A 17,884-nucleotide genomic window follows, 5' to 3' on the forward strand; every position below is an offset into this window, starting at 1 on the left:
GCTTTGCGGGTGACGCAGACCGTACCGGGGCCAGCCAAACGGTGTCCCGAGGGGTATGCTGTCGGGCGCAAACAAGAACTGACCGCACCTTTCGTATTTCGGATCCTGATCCCTTATGGCTTCTTCAGCGGCACGTGACACCTCTTCGGCTCGCGAGACGATCTACCAGGCAATCTCTGCGATTCGGCTGGTCGACCCCCACACGCACATCAATCCGCACTCGCCCGCATCAACCACGTTGGCGGACATCTTGGGGTACCACTACTACACCGAATTGGTCCACTCGGCGGGGATGCCGCGGCAGGAGATCGAGGAACCCGGCATCGGACCCCGCGAGCTGGTGCGGCGAATGGTTCACGGCCTGGGCAACATCACCAACACCGCCAACTACCACTGGTTGCTGCAGATCTGTCGCGAGTTTTTTGATTTCACCGACGACGCGATCACGCCGGACAATTGGGAATCGTTGTACGACGCCGCGGAAGAGAAAATGAACGGCGCCGGCTGGGCGCAAACCGTGCTGGACCACAGCAATGTCGAAGCGGTTTTTTTGACCAATGACTTCGACGATGAACTGGAGGGTTTTGACACCAGCACCTACATCCCCTGTCTTCGCACCGACGACCTGGTGTTCCATCTGGCCAAACCGGAGGTCCGGGGGCGACTGGAGCGTTGCAGCGGCGTGCCGCTGGACGGAACCCTGGGATCGTTGCGTGCGGCGCTGGAACAACGGTTCGAACACTTCGTCTCCCACGGCGCCCGGGCCTGTGCGATTTCGATCCCGCCGACCTTCCAGCCCACGATGGTCGACGACGGTGCGGCCCAAAACGCGTTGGATCATGTCCTGCGCCACGACACCCAGGCCGAAGACGCACAGCGGGACGCGCTGTCGCGACGTGTCTTTTGGACGCTCGCCGAATTGTGCGATCAATACGGATTGCCGTTCGATTTGATGATCGGCGTCAACCGCGGCGTCTATCCCTCCGGCGTCTTCCAAGGTCAAGACCTGTATGACAGTCGCGTCTCATTGATCCAATACAAGGAACTGTTCAACGCGTTCCCCAAGGTCAAGTTTCCGATCTCGGTGCTGGCCAGCGTGACCAACCAGGAACTGGTCAGTTACAGCTGGATCTTTCCCAACGTGCTGACCAACGGACATTGGTGGTACAGCAACACGCCGTCGTTCATTCACCGTGATGCGGCGGCGCGGTTGGAAGCGGTGCCACGCAACAAACAGATCGCGTACTACAGCGACGCGTACAAGTTGGAATTCGTGTTGCCCAAGTTTGACATGTACCGTCGCATCTTGTCACGCGTGCTGGCGGACGAATTCGTCGGCGAAAACGGTTGGAGCGAAGAGAAGGCGATTCAGCTGGGCCGTCAGGTGTTGCGTGGCAACGTCGATGAAGTCTTTCGGTCGCCGTTGATCGACGCGGATTCCATCGACGATTCAAACGACGCAGCCGATTCACCGATCGTCGTCGCGACGTCTGGCGGTGAAGGTGAATTGGGCTTGGCCGACGACGATTCGGAACTGTCGGCGTTCCTGGCCAGCGACTCCGATGCCGGCGACTCCGATGCCGGCGACGAGCACGACGGGTTTGCGACGGTCACCGATGACTCCGATCGCACGGTCGGGTCGGAGAGTTTTGGCAAGGTCGATCCCTTGGCCGAAACGGTCAACGCGTCGGACGACGAATTGGGGTTCTTGGACCCGATTCCGACCGCCGAGGAGATCGATGCGGCGGAGGTGGCTGATGTGGTGTTGGAAGACGCCTCCAGTGATTTTGATGCCGCCACGCTTGATGCGGAGATCGATCCGAGCCCGCTGGACGTCGGCGACCTGTTGGGAGAACGAGACGAGAATCCGACCGGTCCGGATGCCCCCGGTTCCAACATCCATCCGTTGGCCGCCGACGGAGAATTCACCCCCGATAGCGACTCGATGAAACTCAAGCCCGATCCGATGACCGGCGAGTTGCATTTTCCCGTCGGCGAAGACGAAGGTGGCGATGAGGATCAAGGCGGGTTCGGTGCCGGCGTGTTCGACAAGTCGTGACTGACGGGCCGCTCGCTTGATTTACTGGTAGCGGAACTCGCCAAGAGTTTCGCGGTGGCGCGGCGACGCCGCGCGGGGCCGAAAGCCTTGGCGGCTTCCGCTACGCCAGGAACCGGTCACTCAAGCCCCTCCAGCGGTGCGTCGCTGTGGGCATCGTTGGGTGCCAACAGCGATTGATAGACGCGGTAATCAACGGTTTCGCTCAGGAACCGCAACGATCCGTCGGCCAGCACGATGTTCACGCCGCCGGGGTGCAGCGAACTCGGCCGAGCGAGGTCGTGGGCGTTGGCTTGCGTCAATTCCAGTGCTTCGATCGGACGCCCGGCGATCGTGGAATTGATGCGGTGGATCGGATTGATCGCGGGCAATCCGCTCGAGGGATCATCGGATTCTCGGTGCCAAACAATGCCTTGCGTGTACCGGCACGTCGGTTCATACGACACACGCTCTTGGCCTTCCCGCAGGACGAGGTCTTTGGCATCGATGAACCCCGCGCGGTGCCACGGCATCGCTTGCAGGTTCTCGGTGAACAGCAGCGTGTTGGAAAGTCCGTCCGCGATGTCGTCGAAACGAACGTCGGGGCCGAGCGGAACGGTGTCGCCGTTGGGATCGCGTCCCGGGTACCTGTTGTTGAACACGCCGTTGGCCACGGCCATCGAACGTATAAATTGCGGACTCATCAACGGTGCGTGCATGCCTGCGTTGCAGGCGTAGCTGTTTTCACCAGGAATCGCAGGTCGACCCGCCGCCTCCGGGCATTGCAGGATGCTGATCGACGCGGCAATCGATTGATTGAATCCGATGCCGGCGCGACCGTCGGTCAACGGGCCTCGGGCTGCGAATGCAATCGGATACTTGTTTAAGGACCAACGCTCATAGAGGGCTTGCTGATCGAGATAGGGCAGCAGGGAGACGACCCAGGAGCCGACTTTTTCGTGCGGATGGGTGCCAACGAAAGCGGCGTCGGACGTTTTTGAGGTGGAGGAAATTGGGCCTGGTCGCCAAACGCCATGCCCTTGAACGTATCCCGGCAATCGGCCTCGAGCGGAATCAAAGACCTGTGCAGCCAGTCCGAGTTGTTTGAGGTTGTTTTTGCACACGACCGTGGGGGCGTGGCGTCTTGTCTTGCTGATGGCCGGCAATAAAAGTCCCACCAGCATCACGGTCGCGACGCCCAAGAAGATGACGTCGATCGCTTTGAGTCCCCGTTTTGAACGAGCCAATGAACTGATCCTCGCCGAGTGTTGCGTTTGCCTTTAGACATCGTAACAGGACGGCGGCGCGATGGCTTGATTTTGTAAGGAGGCAGGTTCAAGGATCGGACGGAGGTTCACCCACGGATGGCAAAGCGTACCCACGGATGAAAAGCAGCCTGGGATCCGTGGGTACGCTTTGCCATCCGTGGGTTTTCTTTCTCACGAGTGACATCAGCCGATTGGCGCAAGCGTTCGGGCCTCAGCGTCTATTGAGCCCCCAGTGTTGAAGGAGCCCGTAGGCTGGCGCCAAACGGCTGATCCCAAGAGGGTTTCGCGGAATCGAAAACGCCAGATTCCTGCGAACGAAAATGGGAACGAATCGAACGATCTTGTGCAGCCCAGACGGAGCCTGGGATCAAATCTTGCCAAAGCGGCATGCACAGCATGCCCTACGACGCGCGTCACTCCGCGGCGATGCGGTTGATGGCGTTCAGCATGGCCAGAATCGTGCTTTCCACGCTGTCGGTGCTGACGCCGGTGCCGCGATACAGTCGTCCCTTGTGTTCGACTTCCAAATTGACTTCGCCGATCGCGTCGCGGCCGAGCGTGGCGCTGCGGACGCGGTAGTCCTTGCAGACCAACTGCACGCCGGTGATCTGTTCGACCGCCCAGAACGCGGCATCGATCGGTCCGTCACCCTCGGTGACTTCGGCGGACTTTTCTTCGGCCCCGTCGCTGAGTGTCAACTTGACGCGCGGCCCCTGCTGTTTGGTGCATGTGACTTCGTAATCGACCAACGACCAGGTCTGTCCGCCGCTGGTGCTGATCTTCTGTTGGACCAGCGCGATGATGTCGCCGTCGTAGATTTCCTTTTTCTTGTCGGCCAGCAACTTGAACTGTTCGAAGACGGCATTCAGTTCCTCGCCGTCGATGTGGAAGCCGAGTGTTTTGGCGCGGTCGGCCAACGCGGCGCGGCCGCTGTGTTTGCCCAGCACCAAGTCCGTCTTGGCGAACCCGACTTCTTCGGGCGACATGATTTCATAGGTGCTGCGTTCCTTCAGCATCCCGTCTTGGTGGATCCCCGATTCGTGTGCGAACGCATTGCGACCGACGATGGCTTTGTTGCGTTGCACGCTGATCCCGGTGACTTTGCTGACCAGTCGGCTGACCGGGACCAACCGCTGGGAATTGATCCGGGTGGTGCAGTCATAGAAATCGCCGCGGGTCTTCATCGCCATCACGACTTCTTCCAGGGCGGCATTGCCGGCGCGTTCGCCGATGCCGTTGATGGTGCATTCGATCTGGCCCGCCCCGGCGGCGACGGCTGCCAGACTGTTGGCCACCGCCATCCCCAAGTCGTCGTGGCAATGGGTGCTCAAGACCGCTTTGTCCATGTTGGGCACGCGGTTGCGGAGCATGTCAAAGATCTTGAAGATCTCCGCGGGCGTGACATAGCCCACCGTGTCGGGCACGTTGATGGTCGTCGCCCCGGCGTCGATCGCCGCTTCGACCACCCGGCACAGAAAATCGTGTTCGGTGCGGCAGGCGTCTTCGGGCGAGAATTCGACGTCGCCGCATTTGCTGACGGCCAATTTGACTCCGTCGACGGCTCGCTGGACGATCTCGTCGGGCGTCATCCGCAACTTGAACTCGCGGTGGATCGCGCTGGTCGCCAAGAACACGTGGATGCGAGATTGTTCGGCGTTCTGGACCGCTTCGGCCGCCCGCAAGATGTCCTTGTCATTGCAGCGGGCCAATCCGCAGATCGTGGAACCCTTGATGGTTTCGGCGATCTGTTTGACCGCATCGAAATCGCCGGGCGAAGCGATCGGGAAACCGGCTTCGATCACGTCGACGCCCAAGTCGGCCAGTGCGTGGGCAACCTCCAGCTTTTCGGCCAAATTCATACTCGCGCCGGGCGATTGCTCTCCGTCGCGAAGTGTGGTGTCAAAGATACGAATCTGACGCTGGGATTGGGGAGTGGTTTGTGGCACGGCTTCGCGGGGTGCGGTCGGAGAGTCGGGGGTGGCGGATTCCATGACGGTGTCCATCAATAGGGTTCGGATAGTATGGGAAACAGGGGGCGTTTAAAAAACACGGGGATCCCAAAAACCCGGGGCCTTCGTCGGAACAACAAAAAAACCCGAGTCCTCGGGGACTCGGGTTTTCGCTGTGTTTTCGTTTGATTCCGCGTGTCAGCGGTTTGTCAATCGAAGCGTGCAAACCTTCATCTCCCGCCCGTCTGGCAGTAGCAGTAGGAGTAGTAGAAGGGTTAGCAAGCTAATGTTCATGCGGTGTAGCGTAGATCAGGGGGCCCGGGGGCGTCAAGTCAATTTGCTCAGCAACTCCGACGCGGAAGTCCGCCGGCGGGTTCGCGCCGGCTACCGGTCGGGACGCGCCGGCCAGCGGGTTGCGTCGACGTAGCTACGCTCGCCAGAGCGTGGAGAACGCCTGGAGCCCACTTTCTGGCGAAGGTAGCTACGTTTGACCGGCGCCTACGCCACCCCCTGCACCGCTTGCGTCCTCGCACTTGCCGCGGGGGCCGCCCGTTGGGCGTCCCGCATTTCCTCGCGCAGCTCTTGTTCGGTCATCATCAAATCGCGTTCGTGTTGCCATCGGGCCAACGCGTAATCCACGCTGGCCAGGGCCAGCAGCGTGGCGCCCATCCAAAAACAGCATCCGATCAAGGTGTCAAAGATGGTCGTCGCGATCGCGGCCATCGGCAGCTGGGTCACGCCGATCAAGGCCGGCAGACTGTAGCGGACCACTCCGATGGCGACGGCGCTGACGGCGATCAGTTTCAGCAGCGTGATGGCGAATCGCCCCAGCGAACGCGCCGAGGTCATCGATTGCAGCCGCGCCCCAGGCGAGATCCGGTCCAGGGATGGAGCCAGTTTGGACGGCGTCATCATCACACCGGTCTGCAGCAGATTCAACGCGACGCCGCACATCAGCATCGCGACCAGCATCGGCAGCAACATCGTTCCGGCCGCCGCAAACGCTTTGAGGATTTGGCGCTGAGATTCCCATGTATCCATCGACAGCGCGACCGGTTGGCTGAAGGAATCGGTCAATGACGCGGTCAGCGATTGTGCTAACCCGGGACCGAACCACGACAGCAAACACGTCATCACCAGCAAGGAACCGGCAGAGACCACGTCGCTGCTGCGCGGTGCCCTGCCCTGCTCTTTCGCTTGCTTGCGTCGGCGTGGAGTCGGCGGATGAATTTTTTCGGACATCGATTACTGCAGCCCCAGCCTCGTGATCGCGTTGGAAAGTTCGGTTTCAAACACCAGGCCGGCCGATCCGATCGTCAATGCCATCAGCAACAGCGCCGCCATCACGTTGATGTTCAATCCGATCGCCAAGACATTCAATTGTGGCACGGTCCGGCTGACCAACGCCACGACCAAATTGGTCAGCATCACGCAGGCGACCACCGGCGCGGCGACGCGAAGGCCCGATTCGATGCCGATCGCCAGATGGTCGATCACCAACGCGGAGAGCGTTTGATCAATTGAAACGGTCATCGGCGGGAACCGGTGAAAGCTGGTCAGCAACGCATCGATCAGCAAGCGATGCCCGCCGACGGCGAACAGGACGGCCGTCACCAACAGCCCCAGCAACCGCGAAAGTTGCGGGACGGGCTCGCCGCTGGACGGATCGGCGGTTTGCGCCAACTGCATGCCCGTCGCGTTGGAAATCAGTTCGCCGGCCAGGGAGACGCCCGAGACCAGCAGTTGAACGACGCCACCGATGATCATCCCAAAGATGACTTCGCGTCCGGCGGAAAAGAGGATCTCGATTCCGGCAAGCTCGGTTCCGGCAGAGGGAATCGCGGCGCCGACGCCGGGGACCAGCACCAGCGTGATCGCGAGTACCAACAGCACGCGAATTCGCATCGGCAGCTCGCTGGAAAGGACCGGCAGCGCGGCGACCAGTCCACCGAGCCGACACGCGACCATCGCAGAGACCATCAGCTGGTGCAGCAGCCATTGTCCGGTCACGTCGCCGAGCGTGTCGTAGAAATTCATCGAGCAAAACTCAGTGGGATAGGCTTCCAGCCTGTCGATATTGGATGTGGGATAGGCTTCTAGCCTGTCGATGCTGGATGTGGGATAGGCTTCTAGCCTGTCGATGCTGGATGTGGGATAGGCTTCCAGCCTGTCGATGCTGAGTGACAGGCTGGAAGCCTATCCCACCATTCTGCTACGGCGAACCGACAAACATGGTCTGGGTGAATTCGATCATCCGCGAAAACATCCACGGCATGCAGGCCAACAGCACCAGACTGGACACGATCAATTTGGGCACAAAGGAAATCGATTGATCTTGGATTTGAAACAGCGTTTGCAACAACCCGGTCACGATGCCGACGACCGCACCGATCAACAACACGGGGGCGGCCAACATCGCGGCCAGCATCAACGCTTGGCGGCACAGATCGACGGCTTGGCTGGAATCGAGCGTCATCTAACCCACCGGTCCAAAACTGGCTAACAACATTCCCACGACCAAGTGCCAGCCATTGACCAGCACGAACAACAACAGCTTCAGCGGCAGCGAAATCATCGCCGGCGGCAACATGAACATCCCCATCGACATCGTCACGCTGGCCACCACGATGTCGACGACCAGGAACGGCAGGTAGATGCTGAATCCCATCAAGAACGCGATCTTCAACTCGCTGATCACGAACGCCGGCAACAGCACACGGATCGGGATGTCGGCAAAGGAACTCGGGGTCGGCCCGTCCGGGACGGCGTGTCGATAAAACAGCACCACGTCGGCGTGGTTCTTCGCGGCGGCGATTTGTTTCGACATGAACTCGCGGACCGGCAACGCGCCGGCTTCATAGGCCTCCGCCAGCGTCATCTCCGTGTCCGGGTCGGTGTAGGGTTTGATCGCTTCGTCGTAGACGCGGGTCCAGACCGGTGTCATCACCAACAGCGTCATGAACAGCGAAATGCTGGTCAGCACCTGCGTCGGTGGCAAGGCTTGCAATCCGATCGCTTGTCGCAGCAGCGAGAGCACGACGATGATGCGGATATAGCAGGTCGTCATCAACAGGATTGCGGGGGCGAGCGAAACCACCGACAGCAACAACATCGTTTGGATGCTGCCGCCGACCTTGTCAGGGCTGGCCCAGGATTCGGGGCCGCCGGCGATGGTTTCGATCGCCTCGGCCGACAGCGAGATCGTCGGCCGTGAAACTAACTGTGGAACTGAGTCGTCGGCCGCGACCGCCCTGCCCTGCTCTGCGACATTACTGCCCTGCTCTGCGACATTACTGCCCTGCTCTGCGGTTACCCTGGCCGGACACAGCAGTGTCAACAGCGTCAGGAGCAGCAAGAGTGGCAGCAAGCGGTTCAAGGTCGGGACCCGGTCGCGAGTGAGTCAGCGGGCGCGGCGACCCCGTCGGCCGCCAGCGACCGGGACTTTAGGAAAAAGCATGCAGAAATCGAAAGATTAGTTTTTTGCGGTCTTGGCGTGAGCCAATGGCGGGCGCTGGAGGCGGGGTAAACCCCTTGGGCCGCTCGCTCACGCTTCACGATGGCATCGCTGGGCTTCACGCGGTGTCTCGCAGGTCGGCGAAGTAGGCGTCGTAGCCGGCCAGGGTGCTGCCCGGGACCAGCAGCGTCGTCGCATCGGGAAACGTCACGCGGCAATCGCTGCGGACATACCCGGCGACTTTTTCGATTCTCGCCTCGGCGACCGAAGCGCGGGACACGACGAATAGCTTGACGGTTGACGGGTCGGCTTCCGCCTGAAGTCGAAAACAGATCAGTGTCGGACCGATTCGCGCCAGCGCAACGGGTTGCTGAGTCGTCTCGATCCTGGCATCGCTGAACACGCAGCGGATCGACCCGCTGGTGCCGGACTTCCCGGCCAGGTAGTGCAGTGCCCCGGCGATCTCGGGCGACAGGCTGGGCGGATTGGGCTTGCCCAGCAAGTGCACCGCGTCGGATTGGCGATATCGTTTGACGGCAGCTTCGGCGTCGGCGCGGAGGAAGTACGCGGACACGCGGAGGGCGTTCTCGCCCGGCCAAATCGCCAGTTCGACCCCATTGTTTTCAACTCCAGGCCCCGTCTCCAGCAACGGTGGCGGTTTGCGACCGCTGCCGGCCAGCTCGATCAGGTCACCCAGAAAACGCTCGCAGACGTCGCCGTCCGGATCCACGTCGGGCGGGTGATACAGAAACGGCGGATCGGCTTCGAGTTCTCGAGTCAATTTTGCGCGGGTCGAAGAATCGATCGCGTTCCAGGTCTTGGTGGATTGGATCCGACCGATGGCGGCGTCGGGTTCGTCGCCGAAGTGCTGCAAGGCAAATGCCATCAACGCCACGACCGCACGCTCGGATTGTTCCTCGGTCGACGCGTCGACGTTGCCGGCGCGGAACTGGATTTCCAGTCGATCGGCCGCCGCGGACTGCCAGGCATCGATCAGCGATTTTTGCGGCCGGTTGCGTTTGTCGATCAGGACATGACTTAGCAAGAACGCTTCCAACCGCTCGGCGACGATCCTGCGGTCGGATGCGGACAAGGATTGCGCGGGTTGGTAGTTGGCCGGTCGTGATGTGGTGCCGTCGGCCAGATGCCGGATCAGCGAAACGCGTCCGTATTCATCGCGCAGGTTCAGTGCCGCCAGCTGTTTCATCGCCGCCACGCGGGCCGAATCGGAAATGCCCAGTTCGCCGGCCAAGTGGACCAGTTCGACGCCGTAAATCCAGTGCACGTCGCGGTAGCGGACCATCGGGCTGTAGATCGACGCGACTTCGATGGCAATGATCTCGACCAGTTGCCGGATCAGCCCGACGGCTTGTTGGTCCAGCACGTGCTCGCCCAGCTTGGACGCGCCATAGGTGGTCGCTTTGCTGGCCGCCCACCACGCGACCAGGGTCAGCGGATTGGTGCTGCTGACGATTCGTCCGGCGAACAGCACGTGGGAGGCGACATCGATGTAGGGTTTGGCGGATTTGTAGATCCCGAACGTTTTGACCGCTCGCATCACCACGTTGTAGATCGACTGGAAATCGTAACTCGCCAGCCCTCCCGGCAGACTTTCCACCGCGACCAACAATCTGAGTGAGGCGCGTCCGACGGCGCGTGAAACAGCGTCGACGTTGGTCTTCAAAAGCGGGGACGTTTCTCCGGGGCGATAGATCGCCACGACGTCGGAAACCAACGCGACGATGTCGCTGCGGATTCGCTCGTTGTCAAACACTTTGCGGTCGCCGCTGTCTTTGCGATAGGCATCGTGTTTAATGCTGTCAAACAACTCGTGCGTTTTGATTTCGACCAGTTCCAGCAATTGGCGGTCGTGCCGGGCCATCGGATCATCGGCCGAAATCGCAGGCACGTCTTGCTGCGGTCGCGGGCGGAGATCATCGGGGTGTTTGAAATCGATCGCATCGGGAAACTGCAACCACTGTTGCAGCGACAATGCCCGCGCGTTCAAGTCTCGCTCACGCACCGCCAGCGATTCGGCGCGTTGGTCCAACCACTCGGTCAGCTCCGCCGCGTCGCTTGATCGGCCGGCCTTGTCGCGACCGCCCTGCCCTGCCCCGCCGGTTCGTTTGGATCCTGCCGCGGCGAATTTGCCTTTCAAACGGACCGAATCGACCAGTGCCGCGGCGAGCGGCAGCAAACCGAGTGCCCCCAGGCCGATGTTCGGGATGGGGATTCGAGACACGGCAAAAATGATCAGCACGATCGCGACGATGGTGCCCGCGGCGAGCGAATACAGCGGCAAACGTTTCAGGGTGTCGGCGGGCACAGGATCGGCGGGCACAGGATCGGCGGGCACGGAGACTTGAGAAGCGGGGAAGCAGACGAGCATCAACCCCCAGACGAGCATAAACGGACAGAGCCCGCCGATGCAGCGGTCGAGCGGAAAAACGCCTCGCAATTCGTTCAATCCGCTGGAATCTTTGCCGAGAGACGCATGCGAAGCCCACGCGATTCCCTTAAAGTGAGCTTTCGGGAGGGCTGTTCCCCGCAATGGCCTGCCAGGCGGGTTCCTGGAGGCGTCCGGACGCGGATGTGATTAAAATCTGGTCGATCGTCTGGAACTTGGCGGATCCAGTCCAACCACCGAACGTCCTTTTCCTTCGTGTCGTTTGCCTGCCGCGCCCCGTTCGCCGGGGTGTCGAAAACTCCGCCATGCAAAAACAAACTTCCGGATCTCTGTCTCAGGTTTCACTGTCTCAGGTTCAATCTGCCGGTCCGATTCCGACGCTGCCCGACTACCAGACGGACGGTTTCTTTGACGAACTGGTGGACCAGAACAACGTCGCTCGGCCCGACGCCGAAGCGTTGGTGTCGTTGTTCAACCGCCTGCCGCCGAAAGAACTGCTGCGTCGTCAGCACGCGATCGAGCAGGCGCTGTATCGAATGGGGATCACGTTCACCGTCTACAGCGACAAGTCGGGAACGGAAAAGATCATGCCGTTTGATGTGGTTCCGCGGATCGTTTCGGCGATTCTGTGGAAACACATTGATGCCGGACTGCGCCAGCGAATCCGAGCGCTCAATCGGTTTCTGTGCGACGTCTACAACGAACGGACCATCATCAAAGAGGGGATCATTCCGGCGGAGTTGGTCGATACGGCGCCGGCCTACCTTAAAGAGTGCCGCGGTTTGAAACCGTTCAATGACGTGTGGTGTCACATCACGGGGACCGACCTGGTGCGTGACAACAGCGGAACGGTGTATGTGCTGGAGGACAATTTGCGCTGCCCGTCGGGGGTGTCGTATGTGCTGCAAAACCGCCACGTGATGAAACGTAACTTTCCGCAGGTGTTCGGCGCCTCGCGGGTCCGTCCGGTGACCGACTACACGTCGCGTCTGTTTCAGCTGTTGCGTGACGTCGCCCCGCCGCACGTTTCCGATCCGATGGTCGTGGTGCTGACACCGGGGGTTTTCAACAGCGCGTACTACGAGCACTCGTTCCTGGCACAAAAAATGGGGGTCCAGCTGGTCGAGGGCCGTGATCTGGTCGTCGAAAGTGACTTGGTGTACATGAAAACGACCCGCGGGCTGCAACGGGTGGACGTGATTTACCGTCGCATCGATGACGCGTTTCTGGATCCGAAAACCTTTCGAAAGGACAGCGTGCTGGGCGTGGCCGGATTGATGGACGCCTACCGCGCCGGCAACGTGACGCTGGCCAACGCACCGGGGACAGGGATCGCCGACGACAAGGTGATCTATGCGTTCGTTCCGGACATGATCAAGTATTACTTGGACGAAGAACCGATCTTGCCCAACGTGCCGACCTATGTGTGTCAAAAGGAAGAAGACCGTAAATACGTGTTGGCGCACATGGATGAATTGGTGATCAAGGCGGCCGGGGAGTCGGGCGGCTATGGCATTCTGATCGGACCCCAGGCGACGCAAGAAGAACGCGACGCGTTTGCCGAGAAGATCAATGAGGACCCGCGGAACTGGATCGCCCAGCCGACCCTGCAACTCTCCCGCGCCCCCACCGTCGTCGACGATCATCTGGAAGGACGTCACGTCGATTTGCGACCCTACATTTTGTGTAGCCGTCCTGATGACGTCTGGGTCTTGCCGGGCGGGCTGACCCGCGTGGCGCTGCGGAAGGGATCGTTGGTCGTCAATTCATCCCAGGGCGGCGGCAGCAAGGACACCTGGGTGGTCGCCGAACAAGGGCAAGCGGTCGCTTCGGTGCATGGTGACGACACCGATCCGCCCGATCAATGACACTTTGTGCGACGACCGCCCGGCCGATCTGAATCGGCCATCGACATTTGGACCGGCTCGTTCAAATCAAACGAGTCGAAGGAAACATAGACGAGAACCGTCGGGAAACCGGCGGGGGACAACCTAGCAGAGCCAAAGATGCTTTCACGTGTTGCTGAATCGATTTATTGGATGAGCCGTCAAGCCGAGCGGGCTGAAAACCTGGCCCGGTTCATCGAAGTGACGTTGCACATGACGTTGGACCAACCCGAATACCTGGTCGATCCCTGGGAACCGCTGGTCCAGGTGACCGGAGACAACGAGTGGTTCAAGGAGAAGTACGGCAAAGCGACGTGTCAGAATGTGGTGCAGTTTCTGGCGTTCGATGGTGAGTATCACAGTTCGATGCTGACGTGTCTGCGGGCCTCGCGTGAGAACGCGCGGAGTGTGCGTGAAGCGTTGTCGACCGAGGCCTTCGAACAGCTGAACAACTTTTATCATTTCGTTCGCGACAGCAGCCCGCCGCAGTTGACCGATCCGACGGCCGAGTTTTTTGATCAGGTCCGCGACTATGCGTTGATGTGGACCGGCGTGCTGGATAACACCATGGCCCACAACACGGCCTGGCACTTCATGAATGTCGGGCGTTTACTCGAACGTGCCGACAAGACGTCACGGATCTTGGACGTCAAGTATTTCAACCTGTTGCCAAGGGTCGAAGACGTCGGTACCGCCGTGGATGACCTGCAGTGGTCCACGTTGCTGCTGGCGATCAGCGGTTTTGAAGCCTATCGTCGCGAACATCAGCTGATGGATATCGAAAAGATCGTGGCGTTTTTCTTGTTTCATCGTACGTTTCCACGCAGCATTTATTCCTGCATCGCCGGCGTGGATCGATCGCTCCGCGAGATCGAAAACGAATCGGAAACGGAGTTGCCCGGCCAAGCCAGGCAGCGGATCGCCGCACTTCGCCACCGTTTGGAAAACACCAACGTCAAAGAAGTCATCGCCGGCGGCATGCACCAGTTTATCGATCGCTTGCAGGTTGAACTCAACGCCGTCGGTGATTCACTCGGACAAGACTACTTTTACGCCACTTACTCTGCATGACCATCCGCGTCGCTCTCCACCACAAGACTCAGTATCAATACGACCGCGCGATCGGGCTGGGCCCCCAAAAAGTTCGCCTTCGACCGGCCTATCACGGCCGCACCAAAATCGTTTCCTACGATCTGAGCATTCGCCCCGAAGACCATTTCATCAATTGGCAACAAGACCCCTTTGCCAATCCCGTGGCCCGCTTGGTATTTCCCAAACGGGCGCGTGAATTGTCGATCGTGGTCGATCTGGTCGCCGACATGACGGTGATCAACCCGTTCGATTTTTTCGTCGAAGAAAGCGCCGAATCGTGGCCGTTTAAGTACGCTCCGGAAATCGAACGTCAGCTGGCACCCTACCTGGCCGCCGACCCGATGACGCCGTTGTTGGCGGAGTGGATCGATAAATTGCCCAAAGAATCCGAGCGGGTGATCGATTTTCTGGTCGACGTCAATCGTATGGCGCAGCAGCGGATCGAATACAAGATCCGCCTGGAACCGGGCGTGCAGTCGCCGGAGGAAACGTTGCAGCTGGCCAGCGGGTCGTGTCGCGATTCGGCTTGGATGCTGGTGCAAGCGTTTCGCAATATCGGGATGGCCGCGCGGTTTGTTTCAGGCTATCTGATCCAACTCGCACCGGATGAAAAACCGCTCGAAGGGCCGGCCGGACCGACGGCCGATTTTTGTGATCTGCACGCTTGGACCGAGGTTTACTTGCCCGGCGCGGGATGGGTCGGGTTGGATCCGACCAGCGGCTTGATGGCCGGCGAAGGGCACATCCCGTTGGCGTGCACGCCGCACTACAGCGACGCCGCACCGATCACCGGCGGACACGAACCCTGCGAAGTCGAATTCCAGCACGAGATGACCGTCACCCGGATCGTCGAAGCCCCGCGGACCACCAAACCCTACACCGACCATCAATGGTCCGAGATCTTGGCGGCCGGTGATCGAGTCGACGATGTCTTGGCGATCGGCGACGTGCGGCTGACGATGGGCGGGGAACCGACGTTCGTCGCCATCGACGATGTCGATCACCCACAGTGGAACACCGATGCGGTCGGCAAAGAAAAACGCGTGCTCTCCAACGTCTTGCTATTAAAGCTGCGCGACACCGTCGCCCCCGGCGCGCTGCTGCACTACGGCCAGGGGAAATGGTACCCCGGCGAATCGCTGCCGCGTTGGGCGCTGACCTGTTTGTGGCGAAAAGACGGACAACCGGTTTGGCAAAACCCCAAGTACATCGCCGACGAAGGCAAGGATTACGGGTTCACCCACGACGATGCCCAACGCTTCGTCAAACACCTGGCCGTCACGCTGGGGATCGAATCCAAGGTCACGCTGCCGGTCTATGAGGACACCTTTCACTACCTGTGGAAAGAACAGAAGCTGCCGATCGATGTCGAACCGACCGACCCGAAGTTGGAAGACCCCAACGAACGGGCGATGATGGTCCGCACCTTCACCCAAGGGCTGAACAAACCGGTCGGGTTCGTGATGCCGCTCAAACGCGCCTGGTGGCAGGCCCATCCGGGTTGGATCGGCGGACGTTGGCCGGTCCGCGGCGAAAAAGTGTTTGTCATCCCCGGTGACTCTCCGATCGGGCTGCGATTGCCGCTGGACAGTCTGCCCAAATCCGCCGCGCTCTCGCCGGCCGACTCTCTGCCCTACGATCCGTTTGCGCCACGCAATCCGTTGCCTGAGGTTCCGACCATCCGGCAAGACCAACAGCGAATCGAACAGGTCCGAGAGCAACTGCGCCGTGAAGACGACAGGCCGCTGGAGGCTGAAGTGATTCCGACGGCGTTGTGTGTCGAGTGTCGTTTCGGCCGACTGCACGTCTTCATGCCCCCGACGCAAAACCTGGAAGACTACCTCGATCTGGTCTCGGCCGTCGAAGAAACCTGTGTCGATTTGGACATCCCGGTCGTCCTGGAAGGCTATTTGCCGCCGCACGACCACCGCATCGAAATGTTCAAGGTCACGCCCGATCCCGGCGTGATCGAAGTCAATGTCCAACCCACGTCGTCGTGGCGCGATTTGGTCGATTTGACCGAGACGATTTATCGCGAAGCCCGCGAGAGTCGATTGACGGCACAGAAGTTTGACATCGACGGCATGCACACCGGGACCGGTGGCGGTGCCCACGTCGTGCTCGGCGGCAAGACCCCGACCGACAGCCCCTTCATTCGTCGGCCGGACTTGTTGGCCAGCATGATTCGTTTCTGGCACAATCACCCTGCCCTGTCGTATTTGTTCAGCGGCAAATTCATCGGCCCGACCAGCCAGGCACCGCGGATGGACGAGGCCCGACGGGACAGCGTTCACGAGATGGAAATCGCGCTGGTGGAAATGGAGCGGTTCTATCGCGAGGGGCAGCAAATCATGCCTTGGACGGTCGACCGCTTGTACCGAGATTTGTTGGTCGATTTGACCGGCAACACCCACCGCGCCGAGATCTGTATCGACAAGCTCTACTCGCCCGATTCCAGCACCGGCCGTTTGGGGCTGGTGGAGTTCCGCGGTTTTGAGATGCCGCCCAACGCGCGGATGAATCTGGCTCAGCAATTGTTGATCCGCGGAATCGTCGCGGCGTTTTGGAATCAGCCCTACAAGCAACCGCTGGCGCGTTGGGGCACGTCGCTGTACGACCGCTTCATGCTGCCGCATTTTGTCTGGAATGATTTGGACGAACTGCTCAGTGTGCTCCGCCAGATGGGCGTCGATTTGAAACTGGAGTGGTTCTTGCCGCACTACGAGTTCCGTTTTCCCAAGATCGGTGAAGTCGTGCTCGGCGATGCACGGATGGAATTGCGCGGGGCGATCGAACCGTGGTATTTGATGGGCGAAGAACCGTCCGGCGGCGGCACGGCTCGTTTTGTGGATTCGTCGATGGAACGGGTGCAGATCAGTTTGGACGGTTTCGATCCCGCGCGGTATGCCGTGCTGTGCAACGGTCGTCGCGTCCCGATGCACCCCAGCGAAGTCGCCGGGCAGTACTTGGCGGGGATCAAGTTCCGCGCTTGGCAGCCGCCGCGTTGTTTGCACCCGACGATCGGTGTTCATGTGCCGCTGCAGTTTGACATCGTGGACCGCTTCACCGAACACTCGGTCGGCGGTTGCCGCTACTTCGTCTCCGACCCCAGCGGACGGGCCCACGAGATCTATCCGGTCAACGCCAACGAAGCGGAAACACGTCGCTCGGCCCGGTTCCACACCGGCACCGTGACCGGCGGCCGCCTGGTGCTGCCCGATCTGCCCCCAGTCGACTCGCCCAACGATTTCCCCGTGACGTTCGACCTGCGCAAGGTGGTCAGAAACTAACACGCTTCTCCTGAGACGATGCCGTTCCGGGCGGGTCGCGTGTGGGTGTGCAGGCTTTATCCGCCCGTTGTCGCTGCGGGGGACGTTGATTCTATTGCAGCCGCATTTGGCGACCAATTTAGATTCTCTCCCTCTGGGAGAGACGGCGTTTGCGCAGCAAGCAAACGCCAGAGAGGGCCCACGGTTTGCGAAAGTCTTGGCGACTTTGCGTGAGCCCCTTCCAGCAAGTACGTCAGCGCACCTGTCGAACCCTGACTTCAGGAGCGAATAACAGGAAACGGAGGTCTGAGAAATCCCGGTGGCCGCAAGCTCGGGTACTGGCATTAGCGTTCATCGGCGTTCATTAGCCGTGCCAAAACGCCGGAAACACGAACCGCTAATCCACGCGAATCTCGGACTCCGTTTCAAGCAGTCGAGAGCGTGAACGGCCTGTGGTCACCGCGTCGGCGCGATCGACCGGAACTCAAAAACAAACTCAACTCGCCGACTGCGGTGCAGCACCT

Annotated in this window: 11 protein-coding genes; 4 read left to right on the forward strand and 7 right to left on the reverse strand. The window is 60.3% G+C overall.

Annotated features, from left to right (window positions below; all coding sequences use genetic code 11):
• The first annotated feature begins 115 nt into the window (after nt 1–115).
• On the forward strand, nt 116–2,059 hold the full coding sequence (locus H1B37_RS09445; RefSeq protein WP_182866390.1) for a glucuronate isomerase: 1,944 nt from the start codon (nt 116–118) through the stop codon (nt 2,057–2,059).
• Between the two features lie 116 nt (nt 2,060–2,175).
• Here H1B37_RS09445 and H1B37_RS09450 read toward each other — a convergent pair whose 3' ends face one another.
• From H1B37_RS09450 to H1B37_RS09480, 7 genes are all read right to left on the reverse strand, one after another.
• Nucleotides 2,176–3,282: a DUF1559 family PulG-like putative transporter gene (locus H1B37_RS09450; protein WP_182866391.1), complete on the reverse strand. Its 1,107-nt coding sequence runs from the start codon at nt 3,280–3,282 to the stop codon at nt 2,176–2,178.
• Between the two features lie 434 nt (nt 3,283–3,716).
• Nucleotides 3,717–5,306, reverse strand: a complete 1,590-nt coding sequence (locus H1B37_RS09455; RefSeq protein ID WP_286177561.1) for a 2-isopropylmalate synthase — start codon at nt 5,304–5,306, stop codon at nt 3,717–3,719.
• 444 nt (nt 5,307–5,750) lie between these two features.
• Entirely contained in the window at nt 5,751–6,494 is a 744-nt protein-coding gene (locus tag H1B37_RS09460) for an EscU/YscU/HrcU family type III secretion system export apparatus switch protein (protein ID WP_182866392.1), read from the reverse strand.
• Nucleotides 6,495–6,497: 3 nt separating this feature from the next.
• Entirely contained in the window at nt 6,498–7,289 is a 792-nt protein-coding gene (locus H1B37_RS09465) for a flagellar biosynthetic protein FliR (protein ID WP_182866393.1), read from the reverse strand.
• A gap of 175 nt (nt 7,290–7,464) precedes the next feature.
• Entirely contained in the window at nt 7,465–7,728 is a 264-nt protein-coding gene (locus H1B37_RS09470; protein ID WP_182866394.1) for a flagellar biosynthetic protein FliQ, read from the reverse strand.
• On the reverse strand, nt 7,729–8,628 hold the full coding sequence (gene fliP, locus H1B37_RS09475) for a flagellar type III secretion system pore protein FliP (protein WP_286177562.1): 900 nt from the start codon (nt 8,626–8,628) through the stop codon (nt 7,729–7,731).
• 196 nt (nt 8,629–8,824) lie between these two features.
• Nucleotides 8,825–11,173 (reverse strand): hypothetical protein, encoded by a 2,349-nt coding sequence (locus H1B37_RS09480; RefSeq protein WP_182866395.1) that lies wholly within the window; start codon nt 11,171–11,173, stop codon nt 8,825–8,827.
• Between the two features lie 245 nt (nt 11,174–11,418).
• On the opposite strand from H1B37_RS09480, the gene H1B37_RS09485 reads away from it, so the two are divergent.
• The 3 genes from H1B37_RS09485 (at nt 11,419) to H1B37_RS09495 (ending at nt 17,381) form a co-directional block, all read left to right on the forward strand.
• Complete coding sequence (locus H1B37_RS09485) at nt 11,419–12,981, forward strand: circularly permuted type 2 ATP-grasp protein (RefSeq protein ID WP_182866396.1); 1,563 nt, start codon at nt 11,419–11,421, stop codon at nt 12,979–12,981.
• A gap of 138 nt (nt 12,982–13,119) precedes the next feature.
• Nucleotides 13,120–14,070: an alpha-E domain-containing protein gene (locus tag H1B37_RS09490; protein WP_182866397.1), complete on the forward strand. Its 951-nt coding sequence runs from the start codon at nt 13,120–13,122 to the stop codon at nt 14,068–14,070.
• Nucleotides 14,067–17,381, forward strand: coding sequence for a transglutaminase family protein (locus H1B37_RS09495; RefSeq protein ID WP_182866398.1), 3,315 nt, complete (start codon nt 14,067–14,069; stop codon nt 17,379–17,381). Before H1B37_RS09490 ends, H1B37_RS09495 begins: the two co-directional genes overlap by 4 nt.
• Nucleotides 17,382–17,884: the final 503 nt, after the last annotated feature.

Origin of the sequence: Stieleria mannarensis (assembly GCF_014154935.1) — a bacterium.
Lineage (GTDB): Bacteria > Planctomycetota > Planctomycetia > Pirellulales > Pirellulaceae > Stieleria > Stieleria mannarensis.